17 protein-coding genes and 1 tRNA gene are annotated in these 18650 nt (G+C 67.3%); 16 read left to right on the plus strand and 2 right to left on the minus strand.

What is annotated here, in order from left to right; genetic code table 11:
* Positions 1-33: 33 nt before the first annotated feature.
* The 10 genes from AC1DK9_RS05615 to AC1DK9_RS05660 all read left to right on the plus strand — a co-directional run bounded on the left by AC1DK9_RS05615 (position 34) and on the right by AC1DK9_RS05660 (position 9863).
* Complete coding sequence (locus AC1DK9_RS05615) at positions 34-1401, plus strand: cation:dicarboxylate symporter family transporter (RefSeq protein WP_476915266.1); 1368 nt, start codon at positions 34-36, stop codon at positions 1399-1401.
* Between the two features lie 305 nt (positions 1402-1706).
* Entirely contained in the window at positions 1707-2606 is a 900-nt protein-coding gene (locus tag AC1DK9_RS05620) for a ParA family protein (protein ID WP_175321568.1), read from the plus strand.
* Positions 2607-2614: 8 nt separating this feature from the next.
* Positions 2615-3463 (plus strand): segregation and condensation protein A, encoded by an 849-nt coding sequence (locus AC1DK9_RS05625; protein WP_476915267.1) that lies wholly within the window; start codon positions 2615-2617, stop codon positions 3461-3463.
* Between the two features lie 131 nt (positions 3464-3594).
* Positions 3595-4176, plus strand: coding sequence for an SMC-Scp complex subunit ScpB (gene scpB / locus AC1DK9_RS05630; protein WP_476915611.1), 582 nt, complete (start codon positions 3595-3597; stop codon positions 4174-4176).
* 109 nt (positions 4177-4285) lie between these two features.
* Positions 4286-5488, plus strand: a complete 1203-nt coding sequence (locus AC1DK9_RS05635) for a pseudouridine synthase (RefSeq protein WP_476915268.1) — start codon at positions 4286-4288, stop codon at positions 5486-5488.
* Between the two features lie 3 nt (positions 5489-5491).
* On the plus strand, positions 5492-6601 hold the full coding sequence (locus AC1DK9_RS05640; protein ID WP_476915269.1) for a prephenate dehydrogenase: 1110 nt from the start codon (positions 5492-5494) through the stop codon (positions 6599-6601).
* Positions 6601-7329, plus strand: coding sequence for a (d)CMP kinase (gene cmk, locus AC1DK9_RS05645; protein ID WP_476863610.1), 729 nt, complete (start codon positions 6601-6603; stop codon positions 7327-7329). Before AC1DK9_RS05640 ends, cmk begins: the two co-directional genes overlap by 1 nt.
* 49 nt (positions 7330-7378) lie before the next feature.
* Complete coding sequence (locus tag AC1DK9_RS05650) at positions 7379-8077, plus strand: lysophospholipid acyltransferase family protein (protein ID WP_476915612.1); 699 nt, start codon at positions 7379-7381, stop codon at positions 8075-8077.
* Entirely contained in the window at positions 8074-9624 is a 1551-nt protein-coding gene (gene der, locus AC1DK9_RS05655; protein ID WP_476915270.1) for a ribosome biogenesis GTPase Der, read from the plus strand. The genes AC1DK9_RS05650 and der overlap by 4 nt, the downstream gene beginning before the upstream one ends.
* 162 nt (positions 9625-9786) lie before the next feature.
* A tRNA-Pro gene (locus tag AC1DK9_RS05660) sits at positions 9787-9863 on the plus strand.
* Between the two features lie 68 nt (positions 9864-9931).
* Here the strand turns inward: AC1DK9_RS05660 and AC1DK9_RS05665 are convergent.
* Positions 9932-10801: an Fpg/Nei family DNA glycosylase gene (locus AC1DK9_RS05665; protein ID WP_476915271.1), complete on the minus strand. Its 870-nt coding sequence runs from the start codon at positions 10799-10801 to the stop codon at positions 9932-9934.
* A gap of 153 nt (positions 10802-10954) precedes the next feature.
* Between AC1DK9_RS05665 and gcvH the strand changes: the two genes are divergently transcribed.
* The 5 genes from gcvH (at position 10955) to AC1DK9_RS05690 (ending at position 14083) form a co-directional block, all read left to right on the plus strand.
* Positions 10955-11341, plus strand: coding sequence for a glycine cleavage system protein GcvH (gcvH, locus tag AC1DK9_RS05670; protein ID WP_138769663.1), 387 nt, complete (start codon positions 10955-10957; stop codon positions 11339-11341).
* 164 nt (positions 11342-11505) lie between these two features.
* On the plus strand, positions 11506-11979 hold the full coding sequence (locus AC1DK9_RS05675) for an FHA domain-containing protein (protein WP_476863608.1): 474 nt from the start codon (positions 11506-11508) through the stop codon (positions 11977-11979).
* 23 nt (positions 11980-12002) lie between these two features.
* Positions 12003-12719 (plus strand): transcriptional regulator FtsR, encoded by a 717-nt coding sequence (ftsR, locus tag AC1DK9_RS05680; RefSeq protein ID WP_476863607.1) that lies wholly within the window; start codon positions 12003-12005, stop codon positions 12717-12719.
* Positions 12719-13222, plus strand: coding sequence for a bifunctional nuclease family protein (locus AC1DK9_RS05685; RefSeq protein WP_476863606.1), 504 nt, complete (start codon positions 12719-12721; stop codon positions 13220-13222). Before ftsR ends, AC1DK9_RS05685 begins: the two co-directional genes overlap by 1 nt.
* Before the next feature lie 264 nt (positions 13223-13486).
* Positions 13487-14083, plus strand: a complete 597-nt coding sequence (locus tag AC1DK9_RS05690; protein WP_175321578.1) for a MerR family transcriptional regulator — start codon at positions 13487-13489, stop codon at positions 14081-14083.
* On the opposite strand, the gene AC1DK9_RS05695 is transcribed toward AC1DK9_RS05690, so the two are convergent.
* Complete coding sequence (locus AC1DK9_RS05695; protein ID WP_476915272.1) at positions 14049-14861, minus strand: ParA family protein; 813 nt, start codon at positions 14859-14861, stop codon at positions 14049-14051. The genes AC1DK9_RS05690 and AC1DK9_RS05695 overlap by 35 nt on opposite strands.
* A 306-nt stretch (positions 14862-15167) precedes the next feature.
* Between AC1DK9_RS05695 and AC1DK9_RS05700 the strand changes: the two genes are divergently transcribed.
* Positions 15168-18563 (plus strand): pyruvate carboxylase, encoded by a 3396-nt coding sequence (locus AC1DK9_RS05700; RefSeq protein WP_476915273.1) that lies wholly within the window; start codon positions 15168-15170, stop codon positions 18561-18563.
* Positions 18564-18650 lie beyond the last annotated feature (87 nt).

Here is an 18650-nt window from a genome sequence, read left to right on the forward strand (position 1 = left end):
GCATCGAAGTCCAGCCTATCCAAGGAGAACACCATGGCCTCTCAAAGAGGAGAGTCAGCGGCACCGGCCGCGGCGCCGGTTAAAAAGCGCAAGGGGCTGGACAAGTCCCACTACCTGTACATGGCCGTCATAATCGCTGTTGTTCTCGGGGCCCTGGTCGGGTTGATCTTCCCCGAGGTCGGCAAGTCGCTCAAGCCGCTGGGCGACGGCTTCGTCAAGCTCATCAAGATGTTGATCGCCCCCGTCATTTTCTGCACCATTGTGCTCGGCATCGGCTCGATCGCCAAGGCGGCAACTGTCGGCAAGGTCGGCGGCCTGGCCCTCGGCTACTTCATCGTCATGTCGACCTTCGCCCTGGCCATCGGCCTCGTCGTCGGCAACCTGATCCACCCGGGCACCGGCCTAAAGCTCGCCCCGTACGATCCGAACAAGAAGGCCGCGACGGACAGCACCGTCGACTTCCTGCTTGGCATCATCCCGGGTGATATCCCCGTGCTGCCCACACTCTTTGCGGCCATCCTCATTGGTTTCGCGCTGCAGAAGATGGGCACCCAGGGCGCCCCGATCCTGAAGGCCATCGGCCACGGCCAGACCCTCGTGTTCCGCCTCCTGATCATGATCATGTGGCTGGCCCCGGTGGGTGCGTTCGGTGCGATCGCCGCCGTCGTCGGTGCCACCGGGGTGCAGGCCATCATCAGCATGGCCACGCTCATGGTCGCCTTCTACATCACCTGCGCCGTCTTCATTGTTGTGATCCTGGGCGGTGTGCTGAAGGTGGTCTCCGGCGTCAACATCTTCCGGCTGATGAAGTACCTCGCCCGCGAATACCTGCTGATCTTCTCCACCTCGTCCTCGGAGTCGGCATTGCCCCGCCTGATCGCGAAGATGGAACACCTCGGCGTCTCCAAGCCGGTCGTCGGCGTCACGGTCCCCACCGGCTACTCCTTCAACCTGGACGGCACGGCCATCTACCTGACTATGGCCTCCCTCTTCGTCGCCAACGCGATGGGCACGCCGTTGGACCTGGGCGCCCAGATCTCGCTGCTGGTCTTCATGATCATCGCCTCCAAGGGCGCCGCCGGCGTCACCGGCGCCGGCCTCGCCACCCTGGCAGCGGGCCTGCAGGCCCACCGCCCGGAGCTGCTCGGCGGCGTAGGCATGATCGTCGGCATCGACCGTTTCATGTCCGAGGCCCGCGCGCTGACCAACTTCACCGGCAACGCCGTGGCGACCGTCTTGATCGGCACCTGGGTCAAGGAGATCGACGGCGGGCAGGTCGAGCGGGTGCTCTCGGGCGCCGAGCCCTTCGACGAGCAGACCATGGTCGCCGGCCACTCCGGGCACGAGGCCGCCGTTGAACCTGCCGACCAGACTGCCCCGGCGGTACCGGTCAACGCCTAAGCGCCCGCCCGAACGCACTGAAACCACCCGGACGCGCACCCCGCGTCCGGGCGGTTTTGTCTGCGGCGCGGCCGAGTTGCCGGGCAAGCCTCGACCTTTACCAGAGGGTCAAGGCGCGCGCAACGGCGGCTGTCAAGGTCCGTCGAATACCGTGTCGGGGGCTGTAACCTTGGGAGGAATAACGATCCGCGCCGGACGGCAGCCAGCAAGACCAGGCGGGCCAGCAAGACAGGCCCTTCAGCAAAATAATGCAGCCGGCAGGATCGGGCACGAAAATCACCGTCATCGAAAGTGTGGATAGATACGTGAGCAGCGAACAGGGTTCAGCCACTCTGGAAGGCACCGGACTCGACCTGGAAGACGCCATCATGGGCCCCACCGGGCGCCCCCAACGCGATTTTCCCGAGCCTGCGCCGCTGTCTTCCCACGGCCCGGCCCGAGTCATCGCCATGGTCAACCAGAAGGGCGGCGTGGGTAAGACCACGTCCACCATTAACCTGGCCGCCGCCCTGGCCGAATACGGCCGCCGCGTACTGCTGGTCGACTTCGACCCGCAGGGTGCACTTTCCGCCGGCCTCGGCACCAACCCGCACGAACTGGACCTGACGGTTTACAACGTCCTGATGGACCGCAAGGTCGACATCCGCGACGCCATCCAGAAGACCGGCGTCGAGAACGTGGACCTGCTGCCGGCCAACATCGACCTCTCCGCCGCGGAAGTCCAGCTGGTGAACGAGGTTGCCCGCGAGCAGGTCCTGGACCGGGCGCTGAAGAAGGTCGAGGACGACTACGACGTCGTGCTGATCGACTGCCAGCCCTCGCTCGGCCTGCTGACCGTCAACGCGCTGACCGCGGCGCACGGCGTCATCATCCCGCTGATCTGTGAATTCTTTGCCCTGCGTGCCGTGGCGCTGCTGGTCGAAACGATCGACAAGGTCCAGGACCGGTTGAACCCGCGCCTGCAGGTCGACGGCGTCCTCGCCACGATGTACGACGCCCGCACCCTGCACGGCCGCGAGGTCATCGCCCGGCTCGTGGAGGCCTTCGGGGACAAGGTCTTCGAGACCGTCATCAAACGCTCCATCAAGTTCGCCGACGCCACCGTGGCTGCCGAGCCGATCACCAGCTACGCCGGCAACCACGCCGGCGCCGACGCCTACCGCCGACTGGCCAAAGAGCTGATTTCGCGCGGCGGCGCGCCCTAGCCAGGTCCGTGGCGGCGACAGGCACCCCGACGGCAGAGCTGTCACCGTCCGGGAAGAAACCCGGCTTCGAGGTCCGGCTGGCCAACTTCACCGGCCCCTTCGACCTGCTCCTGGGCCTGATCTCCAAGCACCAGATGGACATCACCGAGGTGGCGCTGGCCACGGTCACCGACGAGTTCATCAAGTACATCAAGGGACTGCAAAAGCTGGGGGAGGAGTGGGCGCTGGATGAGGCCAGCGAATTCCTGGTCATCGCCGCCACCTTGCTGGACCTGAAGGCCGCCCGGCTGCTGCCCGCGGGCGAGGTCGAGGACGACGAGGACATTGCGCTGCTCGAGGCCCGCGACCTGCTGTTCGCCCGGCTGCTCCAGTACAAGGCCTTCAAACAGGTTGCCGGGCTCATCGGCTCGACGCTGGAGCTGGAGGGCCGCCGCTACCCACGGCAAGTCGCGCTTGAAAGCCACTTCGCCGCACTGTTGCCCGAACTGGTCTGGAAGCACACCCCGCAGGATTTCGCGGCCCTGGCCGAGGCGGCCCTGAAGCCCAAGGAAGCGGCTCCCACCGAAGTTGGGCTCGCCCACCTGCACGGCACGCCGGTCAGCGTGAAGGAGCAGGCCGAGATCATCGGCCATCGGCTGCGGCTGGGCAAGGCGCTCACCTTCCGGGCCCTGATCGCCGACGCCGAATCCACCCTCGTGGTGGTGGCCCGGTTCCTGGCGCTGCTGGAAATGTTCCGGGACAAGGCGGTGGGCTTTGACCAGTTGCTGCCGCTCGGCGAGCTGTCCGTCCACTGGACAGCCGAGGACCCGGACTGGAGCAGCGAGAAACTCAGCGAAGAATACGAGGAACAGCCGTGACCGAAGTACCGACCCCTGGCACAGCCGACGCGGCCTCAGCCGACGCGGCCCCGGACGCTACCGGCGAGGCCGGGCTGCCGGACCTGGCCGGGCTGCCCGGCGGTGCCCGCGGCGCCCTGGAAGCCGTCCTCATGGTCATCGACGAACCGGCCACTGCCCTGGAGCTGGCGACCGGCCTGGACCTGACGGTCGACGTCGTCGAGGGCCTGCTCGGGGAACTGCAACGGGAGTATAACGGCTATACTGGTAATGCCCCGGATGTGGACGACGCCAGCACTGCTTTAACTTCTGCTGGTTTCGGCACCGCCCCCCGGGGTTTTGAATTGCGGAATATCGCCGGAGGCTGGCGGATCTATTCCCGCGCTGAGTTCGCCGACGTCGTAGGCGGATTCGTGCTGGAAGGCCAGACAGCCAGGCTGACGCAGGCGGCGCTCGAAACGCTCGCCGTCATCGCCTACCGCCAGCCCGTATCCAGGGCGCGGGTGTCTGCAATTCGAGGGGTCAATGTTGACTCCGTCGTGCGGACGCTGACCCAGCGCGGACTGATCGAGGATTCGGGAAATGATCCTGAGTCCGGGGCCATCCTGTACCGCACGACGTCGTATTTCCTCGAACGTATGGGAATCGGCTCGGTGGCTGAGTTGCCTCAGCTTTCACCCCACCTTCCAGGGCTTGAAGGCATAGCAGAGTATTACGACGCAGGAAGAATGTAGGCAGGAATGCTGCCTGCGTAACAAGTAACCACCAGGGCAGAAGCATCTGCCCGGCCGGTGGGGGCAGCCGTGAGGCGTCCGCCGCGGGCCACCAAACGAAGGACGGGTCATGACACAGGCGGGACGCCAGGGTTCACCACGTAACGGTTCGGGACGCACCAGCGCCGGACACCAATCAGCGCGCACCCAGGGTGCGGGCGGCGCCGGCCGAGGCCAGCGCGACTTTCCCAAGGGCGGCGGCGACCGCCCGTTCAAGCGCCCCAAGCCGCGCGAAGAGGCTTTCATCGACCCGGATCTGAACCCGGGCGGCGGAGCGCCGGAGTCGGGCGACCGGAACAGCAGCCGGTCTGACGCGCGCAAGCCTGCGGCCCGCAAACCGGCCGCCCGCAAGCCCGGCGCCGGCAAGGTTCCCGGCACTCCGGGCGCGCTCAAGCCCAAGCCGCGCGTCGGTGCCGGCGCGGCCAAGGCCACCGGTTCGCGTGCGTTCGGCAGCGAACGCTTCGGCCAGAACCTCGGGCCCGTCCGCAAACCGGGCCGCAAGCGCGGACCGCGCCAGGACGTGCCCCAGTCGGAGCTGCACGATGCCGACGGCATCCGCCTGCAGAAGGTCATGGCCTCCGCCGGCGTCGCTTCCCGGCGCGTCTGCGAGGAAATGATCGCCGAAGGCCGCGTCGAGGTCGACGGCCAGGTCGTCACGGAGCTCGGCGTGCGCGTCGACCCGAAGACCTCCGTGATCCACGTGGACGGCCTGCGGATCCAGCTGGACGAGAACATGGTCTACATGGTGTTCAACAAGCCCAAGGGTGTCGTCTCCACGATGGAGGACCCGGACGGCCGCCCGTGCATCAGCGACTTTGTTCGCAACCACCACGGCGAACGCCTCTTCCACGTCGGCCGGCTCGACGTCGCCACCGAGGGCCTGCTGCTGCTGACCAACGACGGCGAACTCGCCAACCGCCTGACGCACCCGTCCTACGAGGTGCCCAAGACGTACCTCGTCCAGGTCCGTGGACCGTTCCCGCAGGGCGTCGGCGCGCAGCTCAAGGCCGGCGTCGAGCTCGAAGACGGCATCGCCTCCGTGGACTCCTTCAAGCTCGTCGACTCAACGCCGGGCCACGTGCTGATCGAGGTTGTGCTGCACTCGGGCAAGAACCGCATCGTGCGGCGCCTCTTCGACGCCGTCGGTTTCCCGGTGCTGCGCCTGGTCCGCGTCAAGGTCGGTCCCATCGGCCTGGGCGACCAGCGCCAGGGCAGCATCCGCAACCTCGGCAAGCAGGAAGTCGGCCACCTGCTGGCGTCCGTGGGGCTGTAAAGCATGTCCGCATTTCGTACCCACGGCCGCGGCCACCTGAACGGGCCGGTCGTGGTCGTGGGGACCGGGCTGCTGGGCACCAGCATCGGGCTGGGGCTCCGGGGCCGCGGCGTCGCCGTTTTCCTCTCCGACCCCTCGCCCACCAACCAGGCCGTCGCCGTGGACATCGGCGCCGGCCTGCCGTTGGCGCGCCTTGACGGCGAGACGCCGGAACTTGTCGTGGTGGCCGCGCCGCCGGACGTGACCGCCGACGTCGTCGCCCGCGCCCTCGCGGACTACCCGCAGGCCGTCGTCGTGGACATTGCCAGTGTCAAAGCCGGCATCCTGGCCGAACTGCGCAACCGCGGTGCAGACCTGGGCCGCTACGTTGGCACGCACCCGATGGCGGGACGGGAGAAGTCCGGCCCGGTCGCCGCCCGCGGGGAATTGTTCACCTCGATGCCGTGGGTGCTCTGCCCAACGCCGGAAACCCGGCCCGAGGCCCTGCAGGCGGCGCGTGCGCTGGCCGGCGACCTGGGCGCGATCGTCTCCGAGTTCGGGGCCGAGGAACACGACGAAGCCGTGGCGCTGGTCTCGCACCTGCCCCAGGTGATGTCCTCGCTCGTGGCCAGCAGGCTGCAGGGAACCCCGCTGCACGCGCTCTCGCTGGCCGGCAACGGGCTTCGCGACGTCACCAGGATCGCCGCGAGCGACCCCACGCTCTGGGTGCAGATCCTCGGCGCCAACGCGGGCAAGGTCGTGGAAATCCTGCACGGTGTCCGCGAGGACCTGAACCGCTTGATCGGAACCCTTGAGGATCCGACGGCGCCCGGTGCCAGGCTGGACCTTGCCCAGCTGATCAGCGAGGGCAATGCGGGCCAGGCCCGGATCCCGGGCAAGCACGGCGGACCGCCGCAGGCCTACTCCTGGCTGACCGTCCTGGTGGACGATACGCCCGGCCAGATCGCGCGGCTCTTGACCGAAATCGGCGAGATCGGCGTCAACCTCGAGGATCTCCGCCTGGACCACTCTTCAGGACAGAATGTAGGCATGGTGGAAATCTCCGTGCTGCCAAACAAGCATGAGCTGCTCATCGAAGCCCTCAACGACCGTGGATGGCGGGTACTCCAGTAATGACCCAGGAACTTATTGAAACGGTGGACGTCGTCCGCCCCGGCAAGAGCCTTGTTGTCGCTATCGACGGCCCCTCCGGCTCCGGCAAATCCAGCGTCAGCAAAGAAGTGGCCCGCCGACTCCGGCTGGCCTACCTCGACACCGGCGCCATGTACCGGGCGCTGACCTGGTTCTGCCTCGACAGCGGCACGGACCTTGCTGACGGCGAAGCCATTGAAGCCGCCGCCGAGGGCCTCCAGCTGGAAATCAGCACGAGCCCGCAGGAAGAGTACGTCCGCGTCGCGGGTGTCGACATCACCGACGCCATCCGCGAGCCGGCCATCTCCGCGGCGGTCAGCGCCGTCGCCACCACGCTCGGGGCGCGGACCGAACTGATCCGCCGGCAACGCGAGCTGATCGAGAAGCACCACCGCCGCATGGTGGTGGAGGGCCGGGACATCACCACCGTCGTCGCGCCCCACGCCGAGGTGCGCATGCTGCTCACCGCCAGCGAGGAGGCCCGGCTTCGCCGCCGCGGCATCCAGCTCGGCGGGAGCCAGAACGCCGAGCAGCTCGCGGCGCAGGTCACGGCGCGGGACGCGAAGGACTCCACCGTGGTGAACTTCACCCAGGCCGCCGACGGCGTGGTGACGCTGGATTCCTCGGACCTGGACTTCGCCCAGACCGTCGACGCGGCCCTCGGGATCGTGCAGCGGATCATCGACCACACGGCCATCAACCGTGACTGAGAGAGCAGCCGCGGCGAAGCATCCTGCCCGCTGGTACTTGTTCGGAACCATGGCGTGGAGCCGTCCGGTCGGCTGGTTGCTCGACCACCTGGTGTACCGGACCACGGTCAGGGGCCGGGCCAACGTACCGGCCGCGGGCCCGGTGATCTTTGCCGGCAACCACATCAGTTTCCTTGACGGCCCGGTCATGTTCGGCGCAGCGCCCCGGCCGATGCACATCTTCGTGAAGCAGGAGATGTTCAAAGGCTTCCTGGGCCTGGTCCTCAAGGCGTCCGGCCAGCTGCCGGTGGACCGTTCGGGGGACCGGAATGCGCTGGAGCGGGCCAAGGGCTTGCTCGACGCCGGACGGTGCGTGGGGATCCTGCCCGAAGGCACCCGGGGGAGCGGGGAGGCCGCCGCCATCAACAACGGCGTGGCCTGGCTGGCGCTGAACTCGGCGGCCACCGTGATCCCGGTAGCCATCCTCGGCACCAGGGTCAGCGGCGAGCACCTCAACGCGGTTCCCCGGCCGGGCCGGCGCTTGCACGTCAGCTTCGGCGGCGCCCTTACCGTCAGCCGCAGGCCCGGCGAGACCGGGCGTGCTTCAATGGACAGGGTGGGAACCGAGATCCGCGCCGCACTGGCGCGCCATGTCCAGGACACAATTCAAAGCAGCGGGCAGCGACTGCCCGGGGCGGATTCCCCGCAAGAACCACAGACAGCAGTAGCCGCGACGCCGGCAGATCACCACCTAAGGAAAGTGCAATGAGCGATACGACTCAAACCCCCGGCCATTTTGGCGCCGGCGAAGACGAATACACGCCCACCGGCACGGACCAGGTGGCGGAGAACCTCGCTGCCATGGACGACGAGGAAGCCGAGCTGCGTGCGGCTTCGCTCCGGGCCGGCCTGGACGACTACGAGCTGGACGAGGAAGACGCCGCCCTGCTGAGCGGGCGCTACGAGGACGAGGACTTCGACGGCCCGGTCAAGCTTGACCCGGTCCTGGCCATCATCGGCCGCCCGAACGTGGGCAAGTCCACCCTGGTCAACCGCATCCTGGGCCGCCGCGAAGCCGTGGTGGAAGACACCCCCGGCGTCACCCGTGACCGCGTGATGTACTCCGCCCACTGGAACGGCCGGAACTTCACGGTCGTCGACACGGGCGGCTGGGAGCAYGACGCCCGCGGCATCCACGCCCGCGTCGCCGAGCAGGCCGAGATGGCCGTGGAGCTCGCCGACGCCGTCCTGTTCGTGGTGGACTCCGCCGTCGGCGCGACCGCCACGGATGAGGGCGTCATGAAGATGCTGCGCAAGTCCAAGAAGCCGGTCATCATGGTGGCCAACAAGGTTGACGACTTCGCCCAGGAAGCCGACTCGGCCGCGCTCTGGGGCCTCGGCTTCGGCGAGCCGTACCCGGTGTCCGCACTGCACGGCCGCGGCGTCGCCGACCTGCTCGACCACGTCATGGACACCCTGCCGGAGTTCTCCACCATCGAAGGCCTGGAGCGCAGCGGCGGTCCACGCCGTATCGCCCTGATCGGCAGGCCGAACGTCGGCAAGTCCTCGCTGCTGAACAAGCTGGCTGGCTCCGAGCGCGTCGTCGTTGACAACACCGCAGGCACTACCCGCGACCCGGTCGACGAGTTCATCGAGCTCGGCGGCCGCACCTGGCGCTTCGTCGATACGGCCGGCATCCGCCGCCGCCAGCACATGGCCCAGGGCGCGGACTTCTACGCCTCGCTCCGGACCCAGAGTGCCCTCGAAAAGGCGGAGGTCGCCGTCGTGCTCCTCGCCGTGGACGAAGTGCTCAGCGAGCAGGACGTGCGCATCCTGCAGCTTGCGATCGAGTCCGGCCGTGCGCTGGTGCTCGCGTTCAATAAATGGGACCTGCTCGACGACGAACGCCGCACCTACCTGGAACGCGAGATCGAACAGGATCTCGCCCACGTGGCATGGGCCCCGCGGGTAAACATCTCGGCCAAGACCGGCTGGCACAAGGACCGGCTGGTTCCGGCCCTGGACACCGCGCTGGAGAGCTGGGACAAGCGCATCCCCACCGGACGCCTGAACGCGTTCCTCGGCGAGCTGGTCGCGGCGCACCCGCACCCGGTCCGCGGCGGCAAGCAGCCGCGCATCCTCTTCGGCACCCAGGCCTCGAGCCGTCCGCCGAAGTTCGTGCTCTTCACCACCGGTTTCCTGGACCCCGGCTACCGCCGGTTCATCACGCGCCGGCTCCGCGAAACCTTCGGTTTCGAGGGCACGCCGATCGAGGTCAACATGCGGGTGAGGGAAAAGCGCGGCAAGAAGCGCTAATTCCGGACGCACCCGCGGGGAAAAGTTCCCGTGACATGGTCAAAGTGTCACGGGCACCCTCCGGAATCGTGTAAGCTTTTGGAGGTGGTTCGGCCGGACTGCTCAGATGAATTCTTTTGGATTTCCAAATGAAGCATCGTGAGCGGAGAACGGCGGAACCAGCGGGCTGTAGCGCAGCTTGGTAGCGCACTTGACTGGGGGTCAAGGGGTCGCAGGTTCAAATCCTGTCAGCCCGACCAACAGAAAGTACCCCGCCATTCCGGCAACGGAATGGCGGGGTTTTCTGTTTAACCCGACTTCGGGGCGCCTACTTCAAGAAGCGTGATGTCCGGCGGTCCGCCAGGATCTTGCCCTTCGTCTGGCAGCTCGGGCAGTACTGCAGGGCGGTGTCGGCAAAGGAGACTTCGCGCACCGTGTCACCGCAGACCGGGCATGCCTCTCCGGCCCGGCCGTGCACCCGCATGTGGCTTCGCTTCGCATCTTTGAGCTCACTTGGCGGCTTCCCGTGGGCCTCCGCCACCGCCGTCCCCAGAATCTCGTGGATCGCTTCGTACAACCGCTCCACCGCCGCCCGGTCCAAAGACTTGGCGATCGCGAACGGGGACATCCTTGCCGCGTGCAGGATCTCGTCGCTGTAGGCGTTCCCGATGCCGGCAATGACACCCTGGCTGCGCAGCACCCCCTTGACCTGCTGGTTGCTGGCCGCGAGGATTCCGGCCAGGGCCTCGACGTCGAACCCGGCGCCGAACGGATCCGGTCCGAGTGCCGCGACTCCCGGCACATCGGACGGGTTTCGCACCAGGTACACCGCCAGGCTCTTCTTCGTGCCCGCCTCGGTCAGGTCCAGGTCCAGCGGTCCGGCCGGGCTGGAAAACGACAGCCGTGCCGCGATGTGCCCGCTGCCCATCTTCAGCACCGCGCCGGTGGGGGCGTCGGTGAACCGCACCCACCCGGCCCGGGCCAGGTGAAAGACAAGGTGCAGCCCGTCGGCTTCGATGTCCACGAACTTGCCGTGCCGGCCCACCCCCGTCACGGTCCGGCCTTCCAATTCCGAGATGGGAGGATCCGCCGTCTTCAGCACCGCGAACGAGACGATCTGGACTTTGCTGAGCACGGCGCCGCGCAGGCGGGTGTCCAGGAAGTCCGCGAGTGCCGCTACTTCCGGTAGCTCAGGCATGGGCAAATCCGGCCGGAACGGGTGCGGGTGCTGGCATGGGCCCATCATGCCAGAGTCCTCCCCGGGTCCGGCCGGATATGCCTATACTTTCAGCGGCGGCCCGTTCGATCGGCCGCCGTCGACCTTGGTGATAGACCCGACGAAAGGCCCGCCATGAGCATCATTCCCGAAGAGCTGTCCTACACCGCGGAACACGAATGGGTCTCCGCCCCGAACGCCGACGGAGTCGTCCGCGTGGGGATCACGGATTTTGCCCAGGACGCGCTCGGGGACGTCGTCTACGCCCAGATGCCGGAGGTCGGCACCGACATCAAGGCGAACGACGTCGTCGGTGAGGTCGAATCCACCAAGAGTGTCAGCGATATCTACGCCCCGGTCAGCGGCGAAGTGGTGGCCCGCAACGAGGCATTGGACACCGATTCCGCCCTGATCAATTCCGATCCCTACGGCGAGGGCTGGCTGATCGAAATCAAGCTCGCCGAGGCCGACGCCGTGGAGTCGTTGCTCAGTGCGTCGGAGTACGAACAACAGGTAGGCTAATGGGAAGGTCTCCGGGCCGTGTTACTGGACACACCGATTGTTGGACACAACAATTGTGCGCCTAAGTGGCCGGCCGGGGGGACTGACTACCGGATCYGCCAGGCTTTTCCGGACGGCATGCGTTGTTTGCAGGGGGGACACCTGCAACGAATGAGGAGGACTCAATGGTTGGGCACGGACAGAACGACACCGGTGAATACGGCACGGGTGGAGTGAAAGCCTCGGAGACCACATCCATCCATCTCACTCCTATCCGCGATGAGCCCACGCTCACTCCGAAGGTTTCGGTCGAGGAACGCACGGCCATCGAGTCGCTCCCGGCGGGCTCCGCCCTGCTGGTGGCGCACAGCGGTCCGAACGCCGGCGCCCGTTTCCTGCTCGACTCGGACGTCACGACGGCGGGACGGCACCCGGACGCCGACATCTTCCTCGACGACGTCACGGTCTCGCGCCGCCACGTCGAGTTCCGCCGCACGGCCCGCAGCTTCGAGGTCGTGGACACCGGCAGCCTGAACGGCACCTATGTCAACCACGACCGTGTCGACAGCGTGGAGCTGAAGTCCGGTAACGAGGTGCAGATCGGCAAGTTCCGGCTCACCTTCTACCTCAGCCCTGCCCGTACCTCAGGCAACGTCTGATCCCGGGGTAGTTGCCTGTGGCCATGGCACAAGCCGAACGGCGCGGACCCCAGGTCCTGAACATCGGGGAGGTCCTGGCTCAACTGAGCGATGACTTCCCCAATATGACCGCGTCGAAAATCCGGTTCCTTGAGGAAAAGGGGCTCATCAACCCGCAGCGGACACCGGCGGGCTACCGGCAGTACTCGGAGGGCGACGTCGAACGCCTGCGCTTCGTGCTGGCCCTGCAGCGGGACCAGTACCTGCCGCTGAAGGTGATCAAGGACTACCTGGACGCGATCGACCGCGGCGAACGCCCGGACAACCTGCCGCCCGGCGTCACGGTCTCGCCGCGGATCGTCTCCGAGCAACTCGCCGCGGAACTGAACCACCGGGTGCGCCTGCTCAGCGAGGAACAGCTCCGCACGGAGTCCGGGGCCAGCGTGCCGCTGCTGGAGTCGCTGCTCAGCTTCGGGCTGATCGGCCACGTCAACGGCAAGTTCGATGAACACGCCCTGCAGGTTGCCCGCGCATGCGTGCAGCTGGAGGGGCATGGCCTCGAACCCCGCCACCTGCGCCCGTTCCAGGCCGCCGCCGACCGCGAATTCGGGCTGGTGGAACGCGCGGTTGCAACCCTGACCTCGCGCAAGGATGCCGCATCGCACGCCCGTGCCGCCGAGGCCGCCCGGGAAATCAGCGAACTGTGCCTCTCGCTGCACCGGGCCCTGGTCCAGGACCGCATCTCGAGGATGGACATCTGATGATTGAGGTGGAAATCGTAGGCGTACGGATTGAACTTCCGTCGAACCAGCCGCTGGTGCTTCTCAAGGAGATGCACGGGGAGCGCCACGTCCCCATCTGGATCGGCACCCCGGAGGCCAGCGCCATCGCCCTGGCCCAGCAGGGCGTCGTCCCGCCGCGGCCAATGACGCACGACCTGCTCGTGGACGTCGTCGAGGCGCTCGGCCACACGATCGTCAGCGTCAATATCGTGGCGGTCGAGGACAACATCTTCTATGGCCAACTCCAGTTCGAAGACGGCACCACCGTGAGCTCGAGGGCCTCGGACGCCCTGGCCCTGGCCCTGCGGGCCAAGTGCCGGATCTGGTGCGCGGACTCCGTGATGGAAGAAGCCGGGGTGCGCATCACCGAGCACGACGACGGCGAGGAGGCCCAGCCCGGTCCCGCCGTCGACGAAGAGGGGGAGCTGCGCCGCTTCCGCGAGTTCCTGGACGACGTCGAACCAGAGGATTTCGCCGGCTGAGCCGGGTCAAAGCTTAAAGTCGAGGTCGAAAGTTTCGACACGCCCCGGCAATACCCCCAACGTCTTTGACCTTGGGCCCCGGCGGGCCTAACGTCGGAGGTACAAGTTCCCATTGCATACAACAGCCGCGCAAGTCACACTGGACAAAGCAGCCGGAGCCGAAACTACACGGATGATTTTCGTGGCCCTTCGGTCCGGCGCCGCTCCCGGACACCGCGTTGTTGCTGCAAGTTCCCGCGGGAGCTCATGACAAGGAGGATCCACGTGAGTCCGAAAGGCGAAGCAGGCGAGCTTAAGCAGGCCTCGACGGCAGGCGTAGCTGTGCCCGCGAGTGGTGCCCAGGGCCTGCTGTTCACCGAGGATCTTCCCGTCCTGGACGAAGACGCGGGCTACCGCGGCCCCACGGCGTGCAAGGCGGCCGGAATCACCTACCGCCAGCTGGACTACTGGGCCCGCACCGGACTCGTCGAACCCGCCGTGCGCGGTGCGGCCGGCTCCGGTTCGCAGCGTCTCTACGGTTTCCGCGACATCCTTGTCCTCAAAGTCGTCAAGCGGCTCCTCGATACGGGTGTCTCGCTGCAGCAGATCCGTACGGCCGTTGAACACCTTCGCGAACGAGGGGTCGAGGACCTGGCACAGATCACGCTCATGAGCGACGGCGCCAGCGTCTACGAGTGCACCTCGGCCGACGAAGTCATCGACCTGGTCCAGGGCGGACAGGGCGTTTTCGGCATCGCCGTCGGCCGGGTCTGGCGCGAAGTGGAAGGAAGCCTGGCGGCCCTCCCGAGCGAGCATGCCTCGGACCAGTCCTTCCCCGACGACGAACTCAGCAAGCGCCGCGCTGCCCGCAAAATCGGCTAGCAGGCCGGAAAAACTTAACAGAGAAGCGCGGGGCCACGATGTGGCCCGCAGCGCCCTGGATTTGCTGCCAGTTCGCCTGCTCCGGGATGTGCGGGGTGAGCAACAGCTCGCCGAACATGGACTGCATCTCGGCCAGGCGGAAACTGTGCTCGGCGGATCCGGAGCGCACCCGGTTGGCCACGATGCCGGCGGGCGAGAGCCCGGGCGCGAACTCCTGCCGGAACAGCTGGATGGCGCGCATGGTGCGCTCGGTGCCCGCGACGGAGAACAGGCCCGGCTCGGCCACCAGGGCGACCTTGTCGCTGGCCGACCAGGCCATCCGGGTAAGGCCGTTCAGCGAGGGCGGGCAATCGATCAGAACGAGCTCGTAGTGTCCGGCGCCTGCCAGCACGGCGGAGAGCCGGCGCAGGTCGCGGCGGCCGAGGTCGGGCCGGTCGTAGATACCGGTGTACGCGGAACCGAGGGCCACGTCCAGCACGGAGGAGGCTGCCGTCTCGTCGGAGGAGGTGCCGTGGGATGCCCCGGCGGCCTTGTGCTCGACCCAGCCGCTGGGGACGACGTTCTCGGCGAGGCGGGCCCGTCGGGGGGACTTGAGCATCCGGCCGATATCCAGTTGCTCGTCGGGCCGGACCCCGAGGGCGGTGCTGGCGTCCGCGTGCGGGTCCAGATCGACCACGAGGGTGGGAATGCCGGCTGCGAGTGCGGCCGACGCCAGTCCGGTTGTCACGGATGTCTTGCCGACACCGCCTTTGAGGCTGCTGATGCTGACTACTTGCACTTGAAAAACCAATACCTAACGCCGGTTGCCGAGACTGGGTCATGCCGGCCCGTGCGTTCCTTCGGACCGGGGCGTGCATGCGCCACCCACCAACTCATCATATGTTGATGCGGCGACGAAACCCTTCTCATTCGGGCTCGCCGGGGCCCGAACTGCCGCGAAGTCCATGAAAGGGCGGCGATCTGCCTAATGCCACCGAAATGACGCATAATGCTGTGATGGGCGCCACAATGATTTGTGTTTGCGCACACCAGTCTTAGAAACTGTGACGACTTACCGAACCACCCGCAATGATGCAGGAGAAGTATGTTTTCCAAGATTCTGGTGGCTAACCGCGGCGAAATCGCCATCCGCGCCTTCCGCGCCAGCTATGAGCTGGGTGCCAAGACCGTTGCAGTGTTCCCAACCGAGGACCGTAACTCGATCCACCGCCAGAAGGCGGATGAGGCGTATCTGATCGGCGAGGAAGGCCACCCCGTGCGGGCGTACCTCGATGTGGATGAGGTTGTCCGCGTGGCGAAAGAAGCCGGCGCGGACGCCATCTACCCGGGCTACGGCTTCCTCTCGGAGAACCCCAACCTGGCCCGCGCCGCCGCTGCTGCGGGGATCACTTTCGTCGGCCCGCCGGCAGAAGTGCTGGAGCTGGCGGGTAACAAGGTCGCCGCGCTGGAGGCTGCCCGCAAGGCCGGCGTCCCGGTGCTCAAATCGAGCAAACCGTCCAAGGACGTCGATGAACTCATCGCCGCAGCGGACGAAATCGGCTTCCCGATCTTCGCGAAGGCAGTGGCCGGCGGCGGCGGCCGCGGCATGCGCCGGGTGGACACGCGGGAGGCGCTGCCCGAGGCGCTGCAGGCTGCCATGCGCGAGGCCGACGCCGCCTTCGGTGACCCCACCATGTTCCTTGAGCAGGCTGTGCTGCGGCCGCGGCACATCGAGGTGCAGATCCTCGCCGACGCCGAGGGCAACGTGATGCACCTCTTCGAGCGCGACTGCTCCATCCAGCGCCGCCACCAGAAGGTTATTGAAATTGCCCCGGCGCCGAACCTCGACGAAGGCATCCGCCAGGCGCTCTACCGGGACGCCGTGAAGTTCGCCAAGGCCCTGAACTACGTCAACGCAGGCACCGTGGAATTCCTGGTCGACACGGTAGGCGAGCGGGCCGGCCAGCACGTCTTCATTGAGATGAACCCGCGCATCCAGGTCGAGCACACCGTCACCGAGGAAGTCACCGACGTCGACCTCGTCCAGGCCCAGCTGCGGATCGCCTCCGGGGAGACTCTCGCCGATCTCGGCCTTTCGCAGGAGACCGTCAAGCTCAACGGTGCTGCGCTGCAGTCCCGCATCACCACCGAGGATCCGGCCAACGGCTTCCGGCCCGACGTCGGAAAGATCACCGGTTACCGTTCGGCCGGCGGCGCCGGTGTCCGGCTCGACGGCGGCACCGTGTACTCCGGCGCCGAGATCAGCCCGCACTTCGACTCGATGCTGGTCAAGCTCACCTGCCGCGGCAGGGACTACAAGACGGCCGTGGCCCGTGCCCGCCGCGCCCTCGCGGAGTTCCGGATCCGCGGCGTGTCCACCAACATCTCCTTCCTGCAGGCCGTGCTGGATGACCCGGACTTCGTCGCCGGCGACGTCGCCACCTCGTTCATCGACGAACGCCCCGAGCTGCTCAAGGCCCGCGTCTCCGCTGACCGCGGCACGAAGCTGCTGACCTGGCTCGCCGAGGTCACCGTCAACAAGCCCAACGGCGAGCTCACGGTGCACACCGACCCGGCGGAGAAGCTGCCCGCCCTCCCGGACACCGACGCCCCCGCGGGGTCCCGCCAGCGGCTGCTGGAGCTCGGCCCGGAGGGCTTCGCGAAAGCCCTCCGCGGCCAGGACGCCGTCGCCGTCACCGACACCACCTTCCGCGACGCCCACCAGTCGCTGCTTGCGACCCGCGTCCGGACCCGCGACCTGGTCGCGGCCGCCCCGGCCGTGTCCAAGCTGCTGCCGGAACTGCTCTCCGTCGAGGCGTGGGGCGGTGCGACGTACGACGTCGCCCTCCGCTTCTTGGGCGAGGACCCCTGGGACCGCCTGGCTGCGCTGCGCAAGGCGCTGCCGAACATCTGCCTGCAGATGCTGCTGCGCGGACGGAACACCGTCGGCTACACGCCGTACCCCGAAGAGGTGACGGTGGCCTTCGTCAACGAGGCGGCCAAGACCGGCATCGACATCTTCCGGATCTTCGATGCCCTCAACGACGTGAACCAGATGGCACCGGCCATCCGCGCCGTCCGCGACACCGGCACCGCCGTCGCCGAGGTGGCCCTCTGCTACACGGCCGACATGCTCGATCCGGATGAGAAGCTGTACACCCTCGACTACTACCTGGACCTGGCCCAGAAGATCGTCGACGCCGGCGCGCACATCCTCGCGATCAAGGACATGGCCGGATTGCTGCGTCCGGCTGCTGCCGCCCGCCTCGTGACGGCCCTGCGGGAGAAGTTCGATCTTCCGGTCCACCTGCACACCCACGACACCGCGGGCGGCCAGCTGGCCACCCTGTTGGCCGCCGTGGATGCGGGCGTTGACGCCGTCGACGTCGCCTCGGCGTCGTTGGCCGGCACCACGAGCCAGCCCTCAGCCTCCGCCCTGGTCGCGGCCCTGGCCCACACGCCGCGCGACACCGGCCTGAGCCTGGCCAACGTCTGTGCCCTGGAACCCTACTGGGAGGCTGTGCGCCGCGTCTACGCACCCTTCGAATCGGGACTGCCGGGCCCCACCGGCCGGGTGTACCAGCACGAAATCCCGGGCGGCCAGCTCTCCAACCTGCGTCAGCAGGCGATTGCGCTGGGACTGGGCGAACGCTTCGAGGCGATCGAGGACATGTACACGGCGGCGGACCGTATCCTCGGCCGGCTCGTGAAGGTTACGCCCTCCTCCAAGGTGGTGGGTGACCTGGCCCTGCACCTCGTGGGCCTGAACGCCGACCCGGCCGACTTCAACGAGAACCCGCAGAAGTACGACATCCCGGACTCCGTGATCGGTTTCCTTTCCGGCGAACTGGGCGACCCTCCCGGCGGCTGGCCGGAGCCGTTCCGGACCAAGGCCCTGCAGGGCCGCAGCGTCAAGGTCCGCGACGTTGAACTGAGCGCCGAGGACAGTGCAGCGCTCAAGGGCGACTCCAAAACGGTGCAGGAGACCCTGAACCGCCTGCTTTTCGCCGGTCCCACCAAGGACTACCAGAAGAGTGTCGAGGCGTACGGCAACTTGTCCGTACTGGACACCCGCGACTACCTCTTCGGCCTGCAGCGCGGCGCCGAGCACGAGATCGAGCTGGAGAAGGGTGTGCGGCTGATCGCGTCCCTGGAGGCTGTTTCCGAACCCGATGAGAAGGGCATGCGCACCGTGATGTGCACGCTCAACGGTCAGTCCCGGCCCGTGGTGGTCCGTGACCGCTCCGTGGTCAGCAACGTCAAGGCCGCCGAGCGGGCCGACTCCTCGCAGCCGGGCCAGGTAGCGGCGCCGTTCGCCGGCGCCGTCACCCTGACCGTCAAGGCCGGCGATGCGGTCAAGGCAGGGGACACGGTTGCGACCATCGAGGCGATGAAGATGGAAGCCTCGATCACGACGCCGGTGGCCGGGACCGTTTCGCGGCTCGCCGTCGGCGCCGTCGAGCAGGTCCAGGGCGGCGATCTGCTGCTGGTCGTGGAATAGCGGCGAAGCGCAGTAGTGCAGTAAGCAGTAGCGCAATAGAAAGGGCTCCTCCGGCCGCAGCCGGAGGAGCCCTTTTCGCTTCGTACC

The organism is Arthrobacter sp. 01T414, assembly GCF_056398965.1.

Coding starts and splice junctions, on each gene's coding strand:
- AC1DK9_RS05650 (WP_476915612.1), top strand. CDS start 7,379: ATGGCGTGGAGCCGTCCGGTCGGCTGGTTGCTCGACCACCTGGTGTAC.
- AC1DK9_RS05675 (WP_476863608.1), top strand. CDS start 11,506: ATGGTTGGGCACGGACAGAACGACACCGGTGAATACGGCACGGGTGGA.
- ftsR (WP_476863607.1), top strand. CDS start 12,003: ATGGCACAAGCCGAACGGCGCGGACCCCAGGTCCTGAACATCGGGGAG.
- AC1DK9_RS05635 (WP_476915268.1), top strand. CDS start 4,286: ATGACACAGGCGGGACGCCAGGGTTCACCACGTAACGGTTCGGGACGC.
- AC1DK9_RS05700 (WP_476915273.1), top strand. CDS start 15,168: ATGTTTTCCAAGATTCTGGTGGCTAACCGCGGCGAAATCGCCATCCGC.
- AC1DK9_RS05665 (WP_476915271.1), bottom strand. CDS start 10,801: ATGCCTGAGCTACCGGAAGTAGCGGCACTCGCGGACTTCCTGGACACC.
- cmk (WP_476863610.1), top strand. CDS start 6,601: ATGACCCAGGAACTTATTGAAACGGTGGACGTCGTCCGCCCCGGCAAG.
- scpB (WP_476915611.1), top strand. CDS start 3,595: ATGGTCATCGACGAACCGGCCACTGCCCTGGAGCTGGCGACCGGCCTG.
- AC1DK9_RS05685 (WP_476863606.1), top strand. CDS start 12,719: ATGATTGAGGTGGAAATCGTAGGCGTACGGATTGAACTTCCGTCGAAC.
- gcvH (WP_138769663.1), top strand. CDS start 10,955: ATGAGCATCATTCCCGAAGAGCTGTCCTACACCGCGGAACACGAATGG.
- AC1DK9_RS05615 (WP_476915266.1), top strand. CDS start 34: ATGGCCTCTCAAAGAGGAGAGTCAGCGGCACCGGCCGCGGCGCCGGTT.
- AC1DK9_RS05640 (WP_476915269.1), top strand. CDS start 5,492: ATGTCCGCATTTCGTACCCACGGCCGCGGCCACCTGAACGGGCCGGTC.